Origin of the sequence: Aquaticitalea lipolytica (assembly GCF_014641635.1) — a bacterium.
Lineage (GTDB): Bacteria > Bacteroidota > Bacteroidia > Flavobacteriales > Flavobacteriaceae > Aquaticitalea > Aquaticitalea lipolytica.
Window position 1 is genome coordinate 784,863 of the sequence record NZ_BMIC01000001.1, and the last position, 16,280, is coordinate 801,142.

13 protein-coding genes are annotated in these 16,280 nt (G+C 31.6%); 3 read left to right on the plus strand and 10 right to left on the minus strand.

Translation table 11 applies throughout. The annotated features are described in order from the left end of the window. Together IEW41_RS03660 and IEW41_RS03665 are read right to left on the minus strand one after the other, a co-directional pair. Entirely contained in the window at positions 1-1,131 is a 1,131-nt protein-coding gene (locus IEW41_RS03660; RefSeq protein WP_188604975.1) for an efflux RND transporter periplasmic adaptor subunit, read from the minus strand. Between the two features lie 88 nt (positions 1,132-1,219). Continuing rightward, positions 1,220-3,130, minus strand: coding sequence for an ABC-F family ATP-binding cassette domain-containing protein (locus tag IEW41_RS03665; RefSeq protein WP_188604976.1), 1,911 nt, complete (start codon positions 3,128-3,130; stop codon positions 1,220-1,222). Positions 3,131-3,213: 83 nt separating this feature from the next. Between IEW41_RS03665 and IEW41_RS03670 the strand changes: the two genes are divergently transcribed. Then, a complete protein-coding gene (locus IEW41_RS03670) occupies positions 3,214-3,597 on the plus strand; it encodes a DUF983 domain-containing protein (RefSeq protein WP_188604977.1) in 384 nt (127 codons plus the stop codon). On the opposite strand, the gene IEW41_RS03675 is transcribed toward IEW41_RS03670, so the two are convergent. From IEW41_RS03675 to IEW41_RS03710, 8 genes are all read right to left on the minus strand, one after another. Then, positions 3,598-4,644 (minus strand): NAD(P)/FAD-dependent oxidoreductase, encoded by a 1,047-nt coding sequence (locus tag IEW41_RS03675; RefSeq protein WP_188604978.1) that lies wholly within the window; start codon positions 4,642-4,644, stop codon positions 3,598-3,600. A gap of 114 nt (positions 4,645-4,758) precedes the next feature. Further along, positions 4,759-5,658, minus strand: a complete 900-nt coding sequence (porN, locus tag IEW41_RS03680) for a type IX secretion system ring subunit PorN/GldN (protein WP_188604979.1) — start codon at positions 5,656-5,658, stop codon at positions 4,759-4,761. 69 nt (positions 5,659-5,727) lie between these two features. Then, a complete protein-coding gene (porM, locus tag IEW41_RS03685; RefSeq protein WP_188604980.1) occupies positions 5,728-7,272 on the minus strand; it encodes a type IX secretion system motor protein PorM/GldM in 1,545 nt (514 codons plus the stop codon). Positions 7,273-7,319: 47 nt separating this feature from the next. Beyond that, positions 7,320-7,961, minus strand: coding sequence for a type IX secretion system motor protein PorL/GldL (porL, locus tag IEW41_RS03690; RefSeq protein WP_188604981.1), 642 nt, complete (start codon positions 7,959-7,961; stop codon positions 7,320-7,322). Between the two features lie 76 nt (positions 7,962-8,037). Next, positions 8,038-9,408 (minus strand): T9SS ring complex lipoprotein PorK/GldK, encoded by a 1,371-nt coding sequence (gene porK / locus IEW41_RS03695; protein ID WP_188605585.1) that lies wholly within the window; start codon positions 9,406-9,408, stop codon positions 8,038-8,040. 182 nt (positions 9,409-9,590) lie between these two features. Continuing rightward, positions 9,591-10,757, minus strand: a complete 1,167-nt coding sequence (locus IEW41_RS03700; RefSeq protein WP_188604982.1) for a formimidoylglutamase — start codon at positions 10,755-10,757, stop codon at positions 9,591-9,593. A 3-nt stretch (positions 10,758-10,760) separates the two neighbouring features. Further along, a complete protein-coding gene (gene topA / locus IEW41_RS03705) occupies positions 10,761-13,262 on the minus strand; it encodes a type I DNA topoisomerase (protein WP_188604983.1) in 2,502 nt (833 codons plus the stop codon). 140 nt (positions 13,263-13,402) lie between these two features. Next, positions 13,403-14,179, minus strand: a complete 777-nt coding sequence (locus tag IEW41_RS03710; RefSeq protein ID WP_188604984.1) for a hypothetical protein — start codon at positions 14,177-14,179, stop codon at positions 13,403-13,405. 146 nt (positions 14,180-14,325) lie between these two features. On the opposite strand from IEW41_RS03710, the gene miaB reads away from it, so the two are divergent. Both miaB and IEW41_RS03720 read left to right on the plus strand, forming a co-directional pair. Beyond that, complete coding sequence (gene miaB / locus IEW41_RS03715) at positions 14,326-15,771, plus strand: tRNA (N6-isopentenyl adenosine(37)-C2)-methylthiotransferase MiaB (protein ID WP_188604985.1); 1,446 nt, start codon at positions 14,326-14,328, stop codon at positions 15,769-15,771. Between the two features lies 1 nt (position 15,772). Next, a complete protein-coding gene (locus IEW41_RS03720; protein WP_188604986.1) occupies positions 15,773-16,273 on the plus strand; it encodes a hypothetical protein in 501 nt (166 codons plus the stop codon). The last annotated feature ends 7 nt before the right edge of the window (positions 16,274-16,280 follow it).

Genomic DNA, 16,280 nt, shown 5'->3' on the forward strand with positions numbered 1-16,280 from the left:
CTAATTGCTTGCTTTATTAGGTTTGTCTTCAAATATTTTTACCAACATTCCCGCATAAGCTCCAGGTACAGAACGAGATAAAATAATAGCTCCATTTGGAACATCTTTTAAAACCACTTTAGTATCACTAAAATAAACAGGCTTTACATCTACAACATCTAAAACTCCATCTCTAACTACAAATATTTGATTTGTATCTAACAAAAGGTTTCTATTAATTTCTATCGCATTTTCTTCTTGTTTAGCATCTAACCTTGCTTCAAGATACATACCTTCTTTAAGCAACTCACTTTTAACTTCTATAAACACCGTTATGGTTTGTGTTGTAGCATCGATGCTTCCATTAACTCTAGATACAATTCCTGTAAAGGCTTCAGTTCCATCAAGATTATTAAGTTCAACTTTTTCACCAACTTTAAGCAAATTAGCAAACGATTTACTAATAGCTACTTCCATTTCATAAACAGAAGGATCAATAAATTCGCCTAATTTTTGTCCACTTCTTATTAAAGAACCTTCGGTAACCAATGCTTCAGTTAAGATACCATCAAAAGGTGCAGAAATAGTATATTTTGATAAACGTTGCTCTAAATTTTTAACATTGTAATAATTAGATACAATACCTCTTCCTGTGATAAAATAATTTTCTTTTTCAGAAGCCATTGAAGGCAGTTTTGGTGTTGTTTTATTCAAATCAAAACCATTAAGATATGCTTGCCATTTTGGAAATACTTCAGGAAAATCTAATCGCAAATCTGCCATAATAGCTGCAATAGAATTGTACAAATTGCTCTTTGCAGATTGCACACTTGCATAATATTCTGAAGCATCAATACGAATTAACGTTTGCCCTTGCCTGTAAGTTTGTCCTGCTTTAAATAATGTGGAACCAGGCGTAAAGATACCTTGCACTTCAGCATACAACTCAACTCTACGTTTAGCAGTAAGATTTCCATTTGCAGGAATTACAATAGGAATTGTTGAGTTTTTAACTGTATCTACAAAAACAGTTTTGACTACTTTTTGAGGTACAGGTTTTACTTTGTTTTTACTTTCAATAAGCTTGTAAGCGAAAAAAAATGAGGCAATAATTAATAAAACGCCTAAAATAGTGAGTATGAGTTTTCTCATTAATATAGTTTTGATGGTATAAGTTTACAAAACTATTCTATTTAGCTCTTGCTTGCAGTTAAAAAAAACTTAAAAAAGGAGGTTTAACTTACGAGCTAATACCTTCTAATTCTTCTTGAACTGTTTCCCATTCAGTCATTAATGTTTCTAATTTTTTCTTTTTAGCCTGATAATGATCGAAGAATTTTGGATCAGAAGCTGTTTTATCATAGTCAGTTGCCAAATCAACATCCATAGTTTTAATATCTTTCTCTAATTGGCTGATTTTTGATTCGATATTACTTAATCTATTATTTAAAGACTTTAGTTTCTTTTGATCATCGTAAGATTGTTTGTTGCTTTCTTTAGGCTCTTCTTTAATAACATCTCGTTTTTCAACTTCACGTAGATTTTCAACATTACGTTGCTCTAAATAAAAGTCGATATCACCTAAATATTCTTTTATCTTTTGATCTTTAAATTCATAAACACTATTAGTCAATCCTTGAAGAAAATCCCTGTCATGGGATACTAAAATTAAAGTTCCTTCAAATCTTTTTAATGCTTCTTTTAATACATTTTTAGATTTTATATCCAAGTGATTGGTAGGCTCATCCATAACCAATACATTGAAAGGTTGTAACAATAACTTAGCCAATGCCAATCGGTTTCGCTCACCTCCTGAAAGTACTCTTACATATTTTTCAGCTTCTTCACCTCTAAATAAAAAAGACCCTAAAATATCTCTAACCTTACTCCTGTTCTTCTCGTTAGCAGCATCTATCATGGTATCTAAAACAGTTTTGCTACCATCTAAATACTCTGCTTGGTTTTGGGCAAAATATCCTATTTGTACATTGTGACCAAGCTTCAGTTTACCTTCGTGCTTTAATTCTCCAACTATAATTTTGGCCAACGTTGATTTACCTTGACCATTCTGACCAACAAATGCTGTTTTACTATCGCGTTCAATAGTTAAATCGATATTTTTAAGCACCTGTAAATCACCATATTTTTTTGTTATATGATGTGCTTCAATCACTACTTTTCCTGGCACTACAGATACTGGAAAATTTAAAGTCATTACACTATTGTCATCTTCATCAACCTCAATTCGATCAATTCTATCTAACTTTTTAATAAGTGATTGAGCCATTGTTGCTTTTGAGGCTTTAGCTCTAAACTTTTCAATTAGCTTTTCAGTTTGTTCAATTTGCTTTTGTTGATTTTTTTGAGATGCTAATTGTTGTGCTTTAATTTCGTTACGAAGTACTAAATATTGTGTATATGGCTTTTTATAATCGTAAATTCTTCCAAGTGAAATTTCAATGGTACGATTAGTAACGTTATCTAAAAACATCTTATCATGTGATACAATAACAACAGCTCCTACATAATTTTTTAAAAACCCTTCCAACCAAATAATCGATTCGATATCTAAGTGGTTAGTAGGCTCATCGAGTAATAAAATATCATTGTTTTGAAGCAAGAGTTTTGCCAACTCAATACGCATTCGCCATCCTCCAGAAAAAGTATCTGTTAGTTTATTAAAATCTTCACGCTTAAAACCTAGTCCTTGAAGAATTTTTTCGGTTTCACCTTGGTAATTATAACCACCAATAATTTCGTATTGGTGTTGTACATCATTCAAATCGACCATTAATTGATGATAACCTTCACTCTCATAATCGGTTCTTTCAACTAATTGATGATTAATGTCGTCAATTTTAGCTTCTAAAATTTTTATATCCTTAAATGCTTCATAGGCTTCTTCTAATACTGTTCGTCCTAAAACGAAATCAATATCCTGCTTTAAGAAACCTATACTCAAATTTTTATCTGCAGCGATTTGACCAGTATCTGGTTCCATTTCTTTGGATAAAATTTTAAGCATAGTCGATTTCCCAGCGCCATTTTTTCCTATAAGACCAATTCTATCTCCAGCACCAAGTCTGAATGTAATATCCTCAAAAAGATATTCACCTTGAAAAGACACTGAAAGATTATGTATGTTAAGCATTTTTGTAACTATTGTTGCAAAGCATTAATTAGAAAAACCTAATTTTGTACTTTATTTTAAAAGTGCAAAAGTAAACAATCTCGATGATAAATAAAGGAAGTAAACTGTATAGTATTTTTAAAGGGTCTTGCCCAAAATGCCATGAAGAATCAATGTATGTAAATCCTAATCCTTACATATTGCCTGACACTTTAAAAATTCATGAAAAATGTTCGCATTGTGACACTAAATACAGAATAGAGCCTTCATTTTTTTATGGCTCAATGTATGTGAGTTATGGTGTAGGGATTGCTTTTGCAGTTGCAGCTTTTGTTATTAGTTATTTGTTTTTAAATTCTAATTTAGTTACTGCTTTTATTGCCATAATTGGCACTTTAATTGTTTTTGCACCTATTATAATGCGTTTATCTAGAAATATTTGGATAAACTTATTTATGCATTATGATAAAACTTCAGCAAAAAAGTAATTAATAATTAAAACGATTAATATCAATCTCGTTATTTAAAGGAATTCCTTTTTCTATATAATTATACAACTCTTTGGCAACACTTGGCGCAATCATAACACCACGCGTACCTAACCCATTTAATATTGCAATATTTTTGCTTGTATGATGCACACCAATAAGTGGTCGTCTATCTTTTACTGTTGGTCTAATGCCAGCAACTTGGTTTACAACTTCAAAATTGCATGTTAATAATTGTTTTAAGTTATCTAACAGCTCTTTTTTTGCTTCTTCAGTAATTTGGTGTGTTTTATCATCCCAATTATAAGTTGCACCTACAGAGTATAAATCATTTCCTTCTGGAACTACAAAAACTGAAGATTTAAGCACATAATCAATTTTTAAATCTGGAGCTTTTATAGTAAGCACTTCGCCTTTAGCAACATTTAGTGGCAATGCTTTAAAAAATGGATTATTAATCATCCCAAACCCTTCTGCGAATACAACATGTTTTGCCTTAATGCTTTTGTAAGTGATACAATCTTGTTCAATTATTAAGTCGGAATAATCAAAAGTTTCATTAAAATAAGAATCAATCCCTTTTAAAAATACCTTGTAATGCTTTAACAATGTTGAAGTATCAATTCGTCCTGTTTGCAATACTTTACCAAAACCTAATGGTGCTATGATAGATGGATTATCATTTTTAATAAGCTGTGTAGATAAATAATCTTCCAAATTTGGTTTGTCTGAAGCTGTAAACCATTCGTTTTGTTCTTCTACAGATGCAAAACGTCTGTACACTGGTAGTTTATAATCTAACTTTACATCTAAAAGAACCTCCAATTTTTTATAAAAAGGCAGAGCTAGCTCTAACTGTTCTTTAGCTTTCCAAACCTCAGTAAAACGTTTTAAAATAACTGGATTATACAAGCCCGCAGCAACTACTGAAGATTGCTGTGATTGGTTATCAAATACTACAAACGATTTATCATTTGCACGCAATTGCTCACTAAAAGCAATACCTGCTAAACCACAACCAACAATAATATAATCGAGTTCTTTCATTAGTCAAAAGTAAAGAAGAATAAGAACTTTACTATTATGAGATTTATACTTTTATGTAATAAAAAAACGCTCACTTAAAAAAGTGAGCGTTTAAATATATGGCTTAAGGCTAAATTAGTAAGCCCACATATCCTGTTCAAAATTGCGAATCTTTTCTTTAATACGATCAGATTCTAGTAATTGCATTAAAGCATTATCAGCAACATACTCTTTAACTTCTCTATCTCCATATACATTTTCTTCTTTGTACATATAACCATTAAAACGTCTTGAGTTTAATAGATGGTCAAAAGAAATTGGCATTGAGCTGTTTTTGTTATTAAACGCTTTTGCTTCATGAAGTATATCTCTTACTTCTGGGAAAAACACCCAAAATAAAGCAATTGGTTGTTTGTTAGCTTCATCATCTGAATCAATAAAGTTAACATCTGGTGCTGCAGGAGCAAGCGCCAACAAACGATATCTTAATTCGCCTAAACGTTTATCAAAATACCATAAGCCTTTAATTAAATATGCACTAATATCATAAGACTGTATGTCTCTTTTAAGAATATATTCTGGATCTACCTTTCCTTCAGCATTGTACTGTTGATAACCGATATCTAAAGTATCTATTTTAGATAATGCAGATTCGATATCTTTTAAAGTACGTTTTGCAGTAAAGTAAGAATCATCGTAAATGTTCTCAATATTACCATTTTTCACATTCTTTAATAATACATCGTATAAAGAACGTCTCTCTTTACCAATATTATTGGTGTCGACAGGATAATATAAAGGAAAATTAGCACGCTCATCTAGAACAATTTTCTCCCAAGTCATTTTTGAGAACATGATATCTCTATCATCAACATAACCATATTCTAATGGTTTGTCATTATCTAATGCCAATTGAGCTTCGGTTTTAACACCTATTTCTTCAGGTTTTTTTGCATTTAACAAGTTGGCTTGTGCAAAAGAACTTGTAGCGATGCTAACTCCTAAAACGGTTAATAAAAAACTTTTTAATTTCATATTCTTAATTTATTATTTGGGACAAAAGTCTTAATGTTTTTATAACGCTAAAACAGTACCTAAATTATATTAGTTTGTAATTTCAACAAATACTGGTGATACAGTTGGAAGCTTATATGCTGAGTTTCCAATAATTTGTGCTTTGATATCAAATATCTGCACACCATCACCTCTAGATGCTTTACGTAACTGATTTTTTGCTTGGTCATTCATTTTGTTACCATTAACGCTAACAGATGGTTGACCTGGAACTTTTACCTTAAATGAAACAACTTGAATTGGTAATTCGAAATCGAAATCATTTAAAATAGCACCAACAGTTGCAATTTCAACATTTTGACGAGGCAAACTTACATTGTCTTGTTGACCAGCAATAGTTCCTGTTGGTTTTGGAATATCTTTAATACGGAATGTAGCTCTATCACTTACTGTTGTACCATCAGGTAATTTACCTGTAACGTTAATAGTTACTTCTCTACCTGAACCTGGATTCATATTATATTTACCAGTACCAGAACCTTTACTTAAACCTGGAGCGCTTGCAGATACATTATTATCTGATACACCAGCAAAAGAAATTGTCATTGGATTAGTAACACCACGATATACAACATTCATTTTGTCTGCTGAAATTGTAGCTGAATTTGGTTTAGGAACTACAGAGTAAGAACTTTCAAAGTCTATAACAACATCTTCTCCACCTTCTTTAAAGGTAAACTGACCTTTAATTGGTTGCTCACCAACATTACCTGCTGGAAAATCTAATATTGTACGTCCTTCTTGCATTGACTCTTTAGATAATTCTCTTCCATTAACAACTACTTTATCAGCTCTTAATGTTTTATCTTTTCTACCAAGTATAATTTTACCAGTAAAGTTTTCTCCATTAAAGAACGCAGTTTTGTCTGGTACAACTATAGCTTCAAAATTTGTTAAAGATGCTTCAACTTTAAGCTTTCCAGCTAACATTGAAGATAAAACTTCAGACTCAGTTCCTTTAATATCAGCTTGTAATTGCGTCATTTTCGTTAATGAAGCTACAAGTGGAAAACCTTTGTAGTGGTAATCTAACCAATCTATTGTATTTCCATCTCTGTTTTTAACTGGATCTGTTGCAAATTTTTCTTTAACATCGTCTGCAATTGTTTTGTAATCATTTCCGATAATAGCAACTACACCATCACGAAATTTTGCGATTTCTGCTAAAAACTTCTCTCCTTCTGGTTTAAGTTTATCTCCTTTAAAAAATTCATTATCAAGAAAATCACCTTTATCCATTACTTCGTAATCTTTAGGATCTTTTAACTTAGCTGTCATTTGCCCTTTAAGGTCTGACAAATAAGAATTAAAGTTATTTGCTAAAGTTGATATTTGTGCTGCCTGATCTTTTAAAGGTGCATATTTTTCTGGCTGATCTATAGCTTGCTGCTCTAATCCTGCAAAAAATTGAGAATTACGTATTGTAGCTGCATCATTAGACTCAGTCAGTTTTTCGTTCATTAATCCAAATGCCGATAGCACTTCTTTTGACATATTCAATGCTAACATCGCAATGAAGATTAAATACATCAAGTTAATCATTTTCTGCCTTGCAGATAATTTTCCTCCTGCCATTTCTAATTAGTTTTTTTAGTTAATTGTTAAATTTAGACTTATACTAATTAGTTTCTGTTCATTGCAGATAACATTCCTCCGTATACACCATTTAATGATGATAAGTTAGATGCTAATGATTGCATTTGCTCTTTTAATTTAGTTGCGTTTTCTACAGCTTCTTCATTAATAGTCGCTTGACGGTTAACGCTTTCTAATTGAACTTTATAAAGGCTATTTAATGATTCCATTTGTGCAGCAGCTAATGATAACTCTTCGCTATATTTTTTAGTAGCTGACATTGAGTCTACAGTTGGACCCATATTTTTAGCAGCTCCTTCGAAATTTTTGATGCTTTCTCCTAAGCTTGCCATTAATTCACCATCAATTTTTGCGTCTTTTAATAAATCATCTAATTTTTTAGATAATAATCCTTCAGCATCTTTTGGTGATTCTTTTTTACCTTTAGATTGTCCTCCAGCTAATTCTGGATATACTAATGACCAGTCTAAATCATCATCAACAGGTTCGAATGCTGAAATTGCGAAGATAACTGCTTCTGTAATTAAACCAATTGCCAACATCACGTTACCAGTTAGTGGTCCTATTTCGAAATGCGTAATTTTAAATAATGCTCCAATGATTACGATTGATGCTCCTAGTCCGTAAGACATGTTCATAAACTTCTTACTTGCTCTTGATTGTGCCATAATTTTAGTTGTTTTAATTTAAGTAATTACTTAAGTAGATTAATATTTAGTTTATTTAGTTGTTTGATTTGATAGTTTAGTTTTTGTTAACTCCAGCGTTAGATGTTACATCTGTTCCCATATAGTCTTGTACTGTTCTGAAACCAATGTAGCTTCTTGCTGAATCTGAATATTCGTAATCTCTTGAACTTACTTGCAAGAAATATGCAACATCTTTCCAAGATCCACCACGAACAACTTTACGAGAATTGCTAGCATCGTTAACTGTTGGGTTAATTGTAGACATATACTCATAAGAACCTGGATCATATGAACCTTGAACCCATTCTGAAACATTTCCAGCCATATTATAAAGGTTGAAATCGTTAGGCTCATAAGATTTTGCTTCTACAGTATATAATGCCTGATCTGCTGCGTAGTCTCCACGTAAAGGTTTAAAGTTTGCTAAGAAACATCCTCTATCGTTTTTAGCATAAGGTCCTCCCCAAGGGAAAGTAGCTCCTTGTAGTCCACCTCTTGCAGCATACTCCCATTCAGCTTCAGATGGTAATCTGAATCTATTAACAGGTTGAGCGCCTTTCTTTTTTTGATATCCATTTTTGTATAATGTTCTCCATTGACAAAATGCATTTGCTTGTTTCCAAGACACTCCTACTACAGGATATTCTCCATAAGCTTCATGCCAGAAATAATCGTTATGCATTGGCTCATTATAAGAGTAAGAAAAATCTCTAATCCATGCAGTTGTATCTGGATACACTTCAATTTCTTCTTGTTTAATGAATTCAGAACGCTTTAAATTTTTGTTTTTTGCAGCTTTCTCAATATCCATGAATGTATACTGAAATTTAAATTTCTTTACATCCCAAGTACGTTGACCGTTATAAGATTCTTCAATTGGTAAATACATTGTATCCATAACCTCAGCATAGTACTCATCTGGATAGTCAGCAGTATCAAAAATTAAATCAACATCTTTGTTTAATTTTCTTCCTTCGTATCCTGTTGGTCCTAAACCACTATAGTTATCGAACATATATTTTTCGTAAACTGTCATGTTTTCTGGATCTGCATCTTTAAATGCAAATTCACCAATTCCACCATTTCCTGGAGTCTCTCCAATGTCGTCAGCTAAAATTGCCAACTTTAATCTAATGATAGAATCTCTTACCCAGTACACAAATTGGCGATACTCGCTATTTGTGATTTCTGTTTCATCCATATAAAACGCACTAACTGTTGCAGTTTTTGTTGGCGCATCATTAATTCCTGCTAAATCATCATCTGATTTACCCATAATAAATGCTCCTCCTGGAACTAGTGTCATACCATAAGGTTTTTCTGGATGCCATTTCTTTCCTTTAACTCCTACTAGTTCTCCTCTGTCTCCAGAATTACAACTAGCCAAAAGAGCTAAAACAGCGGTTAATAAAGCAAACTTCTTCATATTCATATAAACTCGAGGTTAAATTATTTTAGTCGTAAATGTTAGTTCTTAAAATTTAAGGCAGTAAACATATCTATATATTTTCAAAAAAACAATTTTTTTTTCATTTTTTTTACACTTTATCCTAAAAAGGATGCATTTCATCGATAAATAATATGTTAAATTTTACAAAAATGAAAATATTAAAAACTGTTCTTCTTGTAGGCTTTATACCACCTTTCTGGTATTTTACCATGGCTTGCCTCAACATAATCGTCGTGCATGCAAGGTAATAACGTATGCTTTTTTAATTTATTATTAACATCTGGCAAAAAAGGAATCTCTATCCACCAACGTCCTGTTTTAATACTTTTATAAAAAATTAACTCGTCATCTTCAACTAAGACATTGTACTTTTGATAGTTAGAATCGTCTTTAAAATCGTCGTCCTTAATTCTGCAATTTACACCTTCGATGAAATACCATATAATTTGAGCCACTAGCATTGCAGTTACATCATCATCTTTAGAGGTCTGATATTCATATATACCAAATGAAGACACTTTATTACTTATTCCTGCATATCGTGCAATTGTACAAATCTCTTTCCCGTCTAAACCATTTGGAGAGTATTTTTGTTTTGTAGAAACTTCCGAAGCTTTTACACTTTTTAAATCGAGACTTACTATATGAGCATCTCTCATAACTGGCTCTACTAAATTTATTTTTTTAGATATCTCGCCTAATCGATAAGCCTCAAAGTAAAGCTTCTCCATCAAATCTATTTCTTCTTGAGAATTAAAATAAGTTTGATACCCTATTGTTGAGTAGTTAAATAGATTATATGGTTTATCTAAAATAATTTTTCCTAGATAGCTATTATTCTTTATTGGCTGAGTTGCATCGCCTAAATCGAAATTACTATCCACATTAACTATGTTAACCATTGGAGAGAACGTATCATAAGCTCTATAGTTAGGATATGTTAAATCTTGGCTTCCTCCTAATATAATAGGTATGATTTTCTTTTCTAATAAAACTGACAGTGTAGTTTTTAATGCAAAATAAGTATCATCAACTGAGTCTCCTTTAAGTATATCGCCTAAATCGGCTATTGAAGTATGCCAGTTGCCAGGGAATAATGCATATAATGATTTACGTATAGTATCAAACTGCAACTCACCTCCTATATAGTTTACATCATTTCTGTTTTCAAGAACTCCTAGTATAGCAACTTTTACACCATCTAAATCTGGAATTCCGTTTTGTTTAGAATGAATTTTTAATTTTCTACCTAAAGCTTGTTGAGATAATAACTCGTTATGAGCTAATACAGCATCAGAAACAGGAGAGAGAAAATTAAAGTTCATATATTATTTCTTTTTAGGAGTCGCTTTTTTCTTAGTTGCTTTTTTAGTTGTTTTCTTTTTTGGAGCTTTACTATCAATAAGAGCAATTGCTTCTTCAAGAGTCATTTTTGAAACATCGACAGATTTATCAAGCTCAACCTTAGTTTTTCCTTTAGTAACAGTATGCCTTCCCCAACGTGCCTTTTCTACCTTTATGCCATCTGCTTCCCAATGATGAATTAATTTGTCTTTATCTTTCTGAATTTTATCTTCAATTAGTTCTTCAATATCTTTATCGGACAAACTATCCCAATCATATTTTTTATTCACATTAATAAAAGTGTTGTTCCATTTAATAAATGGACCAAAACGACCTTTACCTTTTATTACAGGCAATTGTTTATATGTATAAATAGGAGCGTCTGCTTTTTTCTTTTCTTTTATAAGCTCTATTGCATCTTCTAACTCTACACTTAAGGCATCAACACCTGGAGGTAGTGATATAAACTTTTTACCAAATTTTACATAAGGCCCAAAACGACCATTATTTACTTCTATTTGTTCTCCTTCATAAGTACCTAAATCTTTAGGCAACTGAAACAAATCCATCGCTTCTTCAAAAGTAATTGAATTTAACTGTTGATCTGGTGATAAACTTGCAAATTGAGGTTTTTCTTCTTCTTCAACAGTTCCTATCTGTACCATTGGCCCAAATTTTCCTAATCGTACACTTACCTGACGTCCTGTTTTTGGATCTGTACCTAAAACACGTTCACCAGATTCTCTTTCCGCATTTTCTTGAACATCTTCTACTTGTGGATGAAAGGTTTTATAAAAATCTTTCATCATTGTAGTCCAGTTTACTTTTCCTTCAGCAATATCATCAAACTCATCTTCAACTTTGGCTGTAAAATTATAATCTAAAATACTTTCAAAATGATTTACCAAAAAGTCGGTTACAATCATTCCTATATCTGTTGGTACTAATTTACCTTTATCAGAACCTACTTTTTCAGTTAGCTCTTTATCTTTTACAGTTCCTTTTTTAAGTGTTAATTGCGAATATTTACGCTCAGCACCTTCAACACTTCCTTTTTCAACATAGTTTCTGTTTTGTATAGTAGAAATTGTTGGAGCGTAAGTAGAAGGACGACCAATACCAAGCTCTTCTAGTTGCTTAACTAAAGAAGCTTCAGTATATCTATATGGAGGTCTTGTATAACGCTCTGTAGCTGTAATATAATTATTAAGGAGTGTTTCGTTCGTTTTCATTGCTGGCAACATTCCTTCTTGCTCAGAATCTTCATCGTCTGTACCTTCTAAATAAACTTTTAAAAACCCATCAAATGTAATAACCTCTCCATTTGCAGAAAACAATTCTTTATGAGTTGAAGCACTAATTTTAACATTGGTACGCTCTAATTCGGCATCGCTCATTTGTGATGCAATTGCACGTTTCCATATTAAATCATAAAGCCTAGCCTGATCTCTATCTATATCTACTGAATGACGAGAAAAATCGGTAGGACGAATAGCCTCATGCGCTTCTTGAGCACCTTTAGATTTTCCTTTATAATTTCTTGATTTACTATATGTTTTGCCAAAAGCACTTTCTATTTCTACTTTAGCAGCATTACGAGCATCATCAGAAAGGTTTACACTATCTGTTCTCATATACGTTATAAGTCCAGCTTCGTATAAACGCTGAGCCATTGTCATAGTTTTGAGTACAGAAAAATATAATTTACGTGACGCTTCTTGTTGTAATGTTGATGTTGTAAATGGAGCAGCTGGTGATTTTTTTGCTGGCTTCTTTTCTAAATCTGCAACTTTAAAAGATGCTGATGCATTAGACTCTAAAAATTTATAAGCCTCCTCTTTTGTATTAAACGTTTTAGGTAGTTTAGCCTTAAATGTTTGACCTTCTTCATTAGAAAACTCTGCATCAATTCGGTAAGATGCTTCAGGAACAAAATCTTGTATTTCTCGTTCTCTTTCTACAATTAACCTTACAGAAACAGACTGAACTCGTCCAGCAGATAAACCTCCTTTTACTTTACGCCATAAAACTGGAGATAATTCATAACCAACAATTCTATCTAAAACACGACGCGCTTGTTGAGCATCAACCAAATGATAATCGATATCGCGAGGGTTTTCAATAGCTTTTAAAATAGCCGATTTAGTTATCTCATGAAAAACAATTCGTTTAGTTTTTGCTTTATCTAAATCTAATGTTTCGGCTAAATGCCAAGCAATAGCTTCTCCTTCTCGATCCTCATCACTAGCCAGCCATATCATATCGGCATTTTTGGCTAAATCCTTTAGCTTTTTTACAACCGCTTTTTTATCTTTAGATACTTCATATTTAGGCATAAAATCACCTTCAACATCTACTCCTAACTCTTTAGATGGTAAATCTGCAATATGACCAAAGCTAGATTCGACTTTAAAATCTTTTCCTAGAAATTTTTCAATGGTTTTTGCTTTTGCAGGTGACTCAACTATAACTAAATTCTTCGCCATGTTTCAATTTTTATAGCCACAAATGTATATGAAAAAAAATTATTCATCCTAATTTAAAATTATTTGAACATTTAATCTTATTGTTTTTTAATAGAAAAAGCTCCATAATTATGGAGCTTTTACATTTATTTTATTTGCAATTAATTTGTAGCGCCTATTTCATTAATTTCATCTGCATCATCAAAACCAATAACTTCTTTGTATATAAAATATAAAGGATGATAAATAAATGGCATTGTAATTAAAGTACCTATACCACACATTAATAATCCAACAATATATGCTAGTAAACCAGAAACGAATAATAAACCGAAAGATAGTAGCCATTTTTTTGTTCCAAGTTTAAAACTGGCACTAACAATATCTCCAATACTTAAATCTGGGTTAAAAGCAAAAAATATAGTAAAAAAAGACAAAGGTACTATTGCATATATTAATGGTATATAACATAATAATGCTGCAGGAATAGCAATTAGCGTAGACACCAACATTAAAAGTATCATTTTACCAAAGTATTTACCTTTAAAAAAGTAAAACAAGTCAGCAGTTTTTACTTCTCTTTTAGCATCTAATTCTCTTAAAATCCTAAACAATCCTGCTTGCAATGCAACAGATACAGAACTCAATAATATTATTGCTATAAAAAAGCCTATTAAATAAACAACCGAAAAACCTGCTAAAAAGGAACTAAAAGCATCTGGGTCTACTTGACCACTTTCAGATTGTGAAATTATCATCATTATAAAAGGCACATACATTACCAATATAATTGGTAACATAATAATGATGACGAATAACTGCATCAAGAATCCTTGAAGCCAGCTTTTCTTAAATAATTCAATAGATTGATTAAAAATAGTACCAAAATCTAAAGCTTTAGCACTATTAATTTTAGATTGTATTTCTGATAATGTCATTTTATAAATTGTTTAGTTGGTTTAATATCAAAGAAACTACTTTTTTTAATATCTGCAAAACAAATTACACTCTGCCACTTTGTCACTTTCATTAAAATAATCTTATCTTTGCACACTTATTGAAAGATTATAGTTTCAGTATTATTATGGAAAAGACAATAGACGAAAGTAAGCAAGGCGAAAGCCTAATTTTAGAACCAAAGAATGAAAATAAGCGTAAACTCTATATTGAGAGTTATGGTTGTGCTATGAATTTTAGTGATAGCGAAATTGTAGCTTCTATTTTGGCTAATGAAGGTTTTAATACTACTCAAAATCTTGAAGATGCTGATTTAGTTTTGGTAAACACATGCTCTATTCGTGATAAAGCTGAACAAACTGTTCGTAAACGTTTAGAAAAATATAATGCTGTAAAACGTATAAACCCAAAAATGAAAGTTGGTGTTTTGGGTTGTATGGCAGAACGCCTAAAAAGCAAATTTTTAGAAGAAGAAAAAATTGTTGACCTCGTTGTTGGCCCAGATGCTTACAAAGATTTACCAAATTTATTAGCAGAAGTAGATGAAGGGAGAGATGCAATAAACGTTATATTATCAAAAGATGAGACTTATGGAGATATTTCTCCTGTACGTTTAAATAGTAATGGTGTTTCTGCTTTTGTATCTATTACTCGTGGTTGCGATAATATGTGTACATTTTGTGTTGTCCCTTTTACTCGTGGTCGCGAACGCAGTAGAGACCCTCAAAGTATTATTGAAGAAGTTAATGATCTTTGGAATCGTGGTTTTAAAGAAATAACATTACTTGGTCAAAATGTAGATAGTTACTTATGGTATGGTGGTGGACTTAAAAAAGACTTCGATAAAGCTAGTGAGCTTCAAAAAGCGACATCAGTAAATTTTTCTCAACTATTAGAATTATGTGCTAAAACACAACCAAAAATGCGCATTCGTTTTTCAACATCTAACCCTCAAGATTTAACATTAGATGTTATAGAGACAATGGCAAAATATGATAATATTTGTAAACATATTCATTTACCTGTGCAAAGCGGAAGTAATCGAATTTTAAAAGAAATGAATCGTTTACACACTCGTGAAGAATATTTCGAATTAATTGATAACATCAGACGTATAATACCTAATTGTGCTATTTCTCAAGATTTAATTGCTGGTTTTCCAACTGAAACTGAAGAAGATCATAAAGACACATTGAGTTTAATGGAGTATGTAAAGTACAATTTCGGCTATATGTTTACATATTCTGAACGTCCTGGAACATTGGCAGAACGTAAAATGGATGACGATATACCTGAAGCAATCAAGCAAAGACGTTTAGAAGAGATTGTACAATTACAACGTGAGCATAGTGAAATTAGAACTAAAGAATATTTAAACACAGTTGTTGAAGTATTAATAGAGCGAGAATCGAAAAAATCGTCAGAACAATGGTCAGGAAGAACTTCACAAAATATAGTAGCTGTGTTCCCAAAAGAGAATTATAAAATTGGAGATTTGGTAAATGTAACTGTAACCAATTGTACTAGTGCAACACTTATTGGAGATGCAATTGGATATTCAAAAAACAATTAGAATGAAGATTCTTTTATCTGTAATAGTTTTTTTCTTATCAGTGAACGTCATGTTTTCGCAGTATGATCCACAAGCATATAGTATTCATGTAGTGAAATCTCAAGTTGATAAAGAGACGCTTGTAACATCAGTTATAATATTTCATTCTTTTGATAACGATAAATTTATTTCTGAGCTTGAAAAGGAATTTGGAGTTTTTAAAAAAGTAATAAAAGAAGAAAACATATTTCACAACTATTCCAGTTCAAAAATAGAGTATAAAAAATGGTCAACTATTCCATTTACTATTTATTTGGATTCGAAAAGGGAAATCACATATGATTCTGCTTACGAAAGAGGAACAAAGCTGTATTTTAAAGGAAGACTGGTAGATATACCAAGAAAGATTACTACCTTTTACATATTAAACGATCAAAATACAGACATTTTACTTTCAAAAAAGATACAAAAAAAAGTTAGAAAATTTTTAATTAAAACCATTCATAAAGTCACTAATCAATAAGATTATA

Bases quoted from the DNA above. Each gene is read 5' to 3' on its own strand.
- IEW41_RS03670 (WP_188604977.1), top strand. From the start codon at position 3,214: ATGATAAATAAAGGAAGTAAACTGTATAGTATTTTTAAAGGGTCTTGC.
- IEW41_RS03710 (WP_188604984.1), bottom strand. From the start codon at position 14,179: ATGACATTATCAGAAATACAATCTAAAATTAATAGTGCTAAAGCTTTA.
- porK (WP_188605585.1), bottom strand. From the start codon at position 9,408: ATGAAGAAGTTTGCTTTATTAACCGCTGTTTTAGCTCTTTTGGCTAGT.
- IEW41_RS03700 (WP_188604982.1), bottom strand. From the start codon at position 10,757: ATGAACTTTAATTTTCTCTCTCCTGTTTCTGATGCTGTATTAGCTCAT.
- topA (WP_188604983.1), bottom strand. From the start codon at position 13,262: ATGGCGAAGAATTTAGTTATAGTTGAGTCACCTGCAAAAGCAAAAACC.
- porL (WP_188604981.1), bottom strand. From the start codon at position 7,961: ATGGCACAATCAAGAGCAAGTAAGAAGTTTATGAACATGTCTTACGGA.
- IEW41_RS03665 (WP_188604976.1), bottom strand. From the start codon at position 3,130: ATGCTTAACATACATAATCTTTCAGTGTCTTTTCAAGGTGAATATCTT.
- porN (WP_188604979.1), bottom strand. From the start codon at position 5,658: ATGAAATTAAAAAGTTTTTTATTAACCGTTTTAGGAGTTAGCATCGCT.
- miaB (WP_188604985.1), top strand. From the start codon at position 14,326: ATGGAAAAGACAATAGACGAAAGTAAGCAAGGCGAAAGCCTAATTTTA.
- IEW41_RS03660 (WP_188604975.1), bottom strand. From the start codon at position 1,131: ATGAGAAAACTCATACTCACTATTTTAGGCGTTTTATTAATTATTGCC.
- IEW41_RS03720 (WP_188604986.1), top strand. From the start codon at position 15,773: ATGAAGATTCTTTTATCTGTAATAGTTTTTTTCTTATCAGTGAACGTC.
- porM (WP_188604980.1), bottom strand. From the start codon at position 7,272: ATGGCAGGAGGAAAATTATCTGCAAGGCAGAAAATGATTAACTTGATG.
- IEW41_RS03675 (WP_188604978.1), bottom strand. From the start codon at position 4,644: ATGAAAGAACTCGATTATATTATTGTTGGTTGTGGTTTAGCAGGTATT.